This window comes from Mucilaginibacter sp., assembly GCF_028288225.1.
Taxonomy (GTDB): Bacteria; Bacteroidota; Bacteroidia; order Sphingobacteriales; family Sphingobacteriaceae; genus Mucilaginibacter.
Window position 1 is genome coordinate 1 of the sequence record NZ_JAQBOC010000092.1, and the last position, 4,275, is coordinate 4,275.

1 protein-coding gene and 2 pseudogenes are annotated in these 4,275 nt (G+C 44.0%); 2 read left to right on the plus strand and 1 reads right to left on the minus strand.

Annotated features, from left to right (window positions below; all coding sequences use genetic code 11):
• Window positions 1-1,450, minus strand: a pseudogene (locus JWQ54_RS27055) (alpha-rhamnosidase); the annotation flags it as partial.
• A 105-nt stretch (window positions 1,451-1,555) separates the two neighbouring features.
• Between JWQ54_RS27055 and JWQ54_RS27060 the strand changes: the two are divergent.
• Complete coding sequence (locus tag JWQ54_RS27060) at window positions 1,556-2,944, plus strand: SGNH/GDSL hydrolase family protein (protein ID WP_299591010.1); 1,389 nt, start codon at window positions 1,556-1,558, stop codon at window positions 2,942-2,944.
• A gap of 5 nt (window positions 2,945-2,949) precedes the next feature.
• Window positions 2,950-4,275 (plus strand): annotated as a pseudogene (locus JWQ54_RS27065) (glycosyl hydrolase); the annotation flags it as partial.

A 4,275-nucleotide genomic window follows, 5' to 3' on the forward strand; every position in this document is an offset into this window, starting at 1 on the left:
TCCAATAATCATGCAGCATGCAAAAAAACCATATCGAAAATGTTGATATGATCTGTGTAACTTTCGTAGGATAACAACTCCTGGTAACAAAATCTGCAATACGGCAATGGTACATCTGGGTAAGGGCATTACTCGCCAGCCGGTCATCGCTGATATTATAATAAGATACCATTGCCTGTATCCGTGTATCACCAATGTACTGTAAATGCTCATAATAAGGGCAGTCTGTATAAGTTTCACACGAGTTAAGCCTCGCTGTACGCCAGCCAATATCCAATATTTGCTTTATTTCGGTATTATCTGTGTTAAACGCCGCGGCTCGTTTAAAAGGATAGCCTGTGAAAGTGCCATAAAGATCATCAATGATCAGCGGCTCATTTTTGGTTTGTACAATCAGCCTGACGTAACGATAAGTACGAAAGTTTAGTGTTGTAAACGACTGCCCCTGACTGCCGTCTGCAATCAGGCTGTCTATTCGCCCTAAAAAATCCTTACCCTCTACTTCATTCCGGTTGCTTTTACGCATGCCGCGGCTACCTTTGTCGTAAAGGCTTTCGGCGTACCCTAATGAAATTCCGGCATCCTTGCCACCGCTAAAATTTAGCGTTACATAGGCGTTTGTTTCAAAAGTTTGATCGAGCAATAAAGTAACCGTAGTATTTGCAGGGATAGTTATCGGCGCCTTCTCCCCGGGAAATGTTGGCGGAACGCTCATGCCAATTGCACTGCGCAATTTAATGATGCGCTGGTAGGTCATTTCCCTTGCAGGCAGCGACGAAGGTACCAAAGCCCAGTCTATACCCCATGCCATGCCTTTAAGTCTTCCATCCATCACTTTGGCTGCTCCGGGCCAGGCGCTATCATCATAATTTACAGCTGTCCAATCACCTTTTACAGCTTGATTCATATCTACCATTTCGCCTTTGCTGGCAGCAAAAAAATAACCTGGAACAGGCTGATGACCAGTATCACGGATACATTTCCAGGTATTGTTAGTGTTGATTATTTCTTCAATGGCGGAATTTCCTTGTATAATGAAAGCAGTACGTACTGAAATCTGCGCTTCGGGACGGAACCGTGCTTCATTAAAAACAAGTGCCGATACGGTGTTTTTACCCGCTGCAAGGTAAGGTGCCAAATCAACTGTTTCATAGTTCCAGTAATAGGTATCGCCGCGTGCAGGACCAAGTGATACCAGCGTGCCATTAACATATAACTTGTAGCGGTTATCTGCAGAGACATGGATAATAAAAGACACGGGCTTGACAGCAAGGTCAATGCTTTTGCGAAAATAGTAAATGCCATACTCATTACCGGCATCATTGGAAGCAGCTATCCAATTAGCATTCCATGGCCGGTTATCGGTTTGAGCAGATTTGGATTGTGAATGGCCGGGTTGTATGTAAAGCAAATTTGCGATAGCTAAAAGAAATATAAAAAAGTGTTTCATCGATGGTTTATATGGGCTGGCTAAGTTGGTTTTGCAAATTAGGAAATAAAAAATAAAAAATTCAAATTTTAGCTAAATCAATTTAGCTTTTTATAAATTTGTGCTATGAAGCTAAGTTTACCTGCCTTATATTTATTTTTTTTCCTGCCCGGAATTGTAAGGGCGCAAAAAGTTCAACCTTTTCAACAGGGCGACCGGGTGGTATTTACAGGTAACAGTATTACTGATGGCGGCCATTACCATTCTTACATTTGGTTGTATTATTTAACACACTACCCGGGCAGGCGCATTACCATATTTAATGGTGGAATAGGTGGCGATGTAGCACAACAAATATTTGAAAGGCTGGATAGCGACGTATTTGCCCATAAGCCTACGGTAATGACGCTTACCTTTGGAATGAATGATACCGGCTACCAGAACCTGAAAGGAGATAAAGCCGATTCGGCTTATAACGCTAAAGTAGCTGTGGCATTAAAAAGCTTTGCTCTTATCGAAGCGAAACTACAGGCGCATCCTGAAGTCAAAAAGATCATGATCTCGTCGCCGCCATATGACGAGACGTCTAAAATAAAGATCAACCCCTTATTAAAAAAGAACGCTGCCATTTTAAAAATAGTGGACGGACAACAAATGGCCGCCGCCAGAAATAATTGGGGTTTTGTAGATTTTAATGGCAGCCTTACAGAGGTTAGCCTGCACGAGCAGCAGCGCGATTCACTATTTACGTTCAATAACGCCGACCGGATCCATCCCACAAATGATGGGCAGATGGTTATGGCATACGCATTTTTAAAAGCTCAGGGCTTGGCAGGTAAAAAAGTGGCCGGTGTGGTGATCAACGCCCCGGCAAAAAAAGTAGAACGTGCCGAAAATTGCGCCATTACCCAGCCGGAGATATCACCTGTAGTTATCAAATTCAACTATTTAGCCAAGTCATTGCCTTATCCAACTGATACTATTCCAAGTGGTTTTGGCAGGCCGCAGCGCGCACAATCTGCAGCTTTAAAACTAATACCATTTACAGATGAATTTAACCAGGAAACATTACAGGTTAAGGGACTAAAACAAAACCAGTACGCACTTAAAATTGATGATAAAACTATCGGCACTTATACCGGTGCCGATCTTGCTCAGGGCATTAACCTGGCTTTAATTAAAACCACACCGCAATACCAGCAGGCATTGGCGATAATGCATATTAATGAAGAGCGCTGGGAAATTGAGCGCCGCCTGCGCGAATATTACTGGATCCATTACTCCATACTTAAGCCGAAGGGACTGCTGTTTAATGATAGTGATGTCACTGTAGATTCGCTGCAGAAATATGCAAAGAAAGATTTTTTTGTAGGAGCAACCATTCCAACTTATCGCAAAGCAAGATTTAAAAGCGTTCGCGAAGCCTGGCAACAGGAAATAGACCTGCTTACTAACCAAATGTATCAAATTAATAAACCCGTTGTTCACCGTTTCGAAATCACTTTAATTAAATAATACTGATGGTAAAAAAAATACATTACCTGTTTCTCACTTTATTTATCTGCTTTAACTGCATAAACGTTTCAGCCCAAACGGCATATTATATAGACGGCTATCATGGTGGGATATGGGGACACTACCCGGATTGGAACACCCGGTTTATGGCAGATATGCTTAAAAAAAATCCTGACTGGAAGATCAACATCGAGTTGGAACCTGAAACCTGGGCCCGGGCGCAGGCAATTGACCCATCAGCCTATGCAGATTTTAAGGCACTTTTTGCGGACCAGTCGTTAAATGGCAGGATTGAATATGTGAATCCTGCTTACGCTCAAAGCTATATGTATAACATATCAGGCGAGAGCATCATCAGGCAGTTTAGTTATGGGATGAAGATGATAAAAGCCCATTTCCCGGAAGCAGTATTTACCAGCTATTCGTCGGAAGAACCTTGTTTCACCAGTGCATTGCCGCAAATATTAACATCTTTCGGGTTTAAATATGCGTCGTTGAAAAACCCCAACACATGTTTTGGTGGTTATACCCGCCCGCATGGCGGCGAACTGGTTAACTGGATCGGTCCGGATGGCACCGCAATTATAGCTTCACCACGTTACGATGTAGAAAAATTCGCTGCCAAATCAACCTGGCAAACCATCGCCTGGAATAATTCGAAAGAATATGTTAACGCGGCACTTGCCAATGGCATGGCACATCCAATAGGGATGACTTTGCAGGATGCCGGCTGGAAAGGTGGCCCGTTCATCGGTGACGGCGTGCACGGCCGTATTAAAAGTATTTACACTACATGGCGCAATTACTTCGCTAACGTAGCAGCAGGGGATGCAAGGCAAAACTGGAAAGTATCGCAGGAAGACATGCTGGTAAGCCTGGTTTGGGGTTCGCAGGTTACCCAGCAAATCGCTCAAAAAGTAAGAGTGTCTGAAAATAAGCTGGTAGCTACCGAGAAGCTGGCGGCTATGGCGAAAATTTATGCCGCTGCCGAATGGCCACAGGCTGCATTAGATTCAGCGTGGCGCACACTGTTGTTATCACAACACCATGATTGCTGGATAGTGCCTTATAACGGCAAGCCCGGTAATACCTGGGCCGACAAAGTAACAGCCTGGACAGGCCGTACCAACCAGCTCTGTGACAGTATTGTCAACCGGTCCGGGGCCACCTTAAACCATTATGGCGTTAGCGGCGATTATATTAACGTTTACAATACTACCGGTGTTAACCGCGATGAGGTAATATCCGTGAAGCTGCCGGCCATCCGGAATTTGGCTAATATAGGTTTGATTGATGGAGACGGGCAGGCGGTTCCATTACAGGTTACAGCC

Bases quoted from the DNA above. Each gene is read 5' to 3' on its own strand.
- JWQ54_RS27060 (WP_299591010.1), top strand. From the start codon at position 1,556: ATGAAGCTAAGTTTACCTGCCTTATATTTATTTTTTTTCCTGCCCGGA.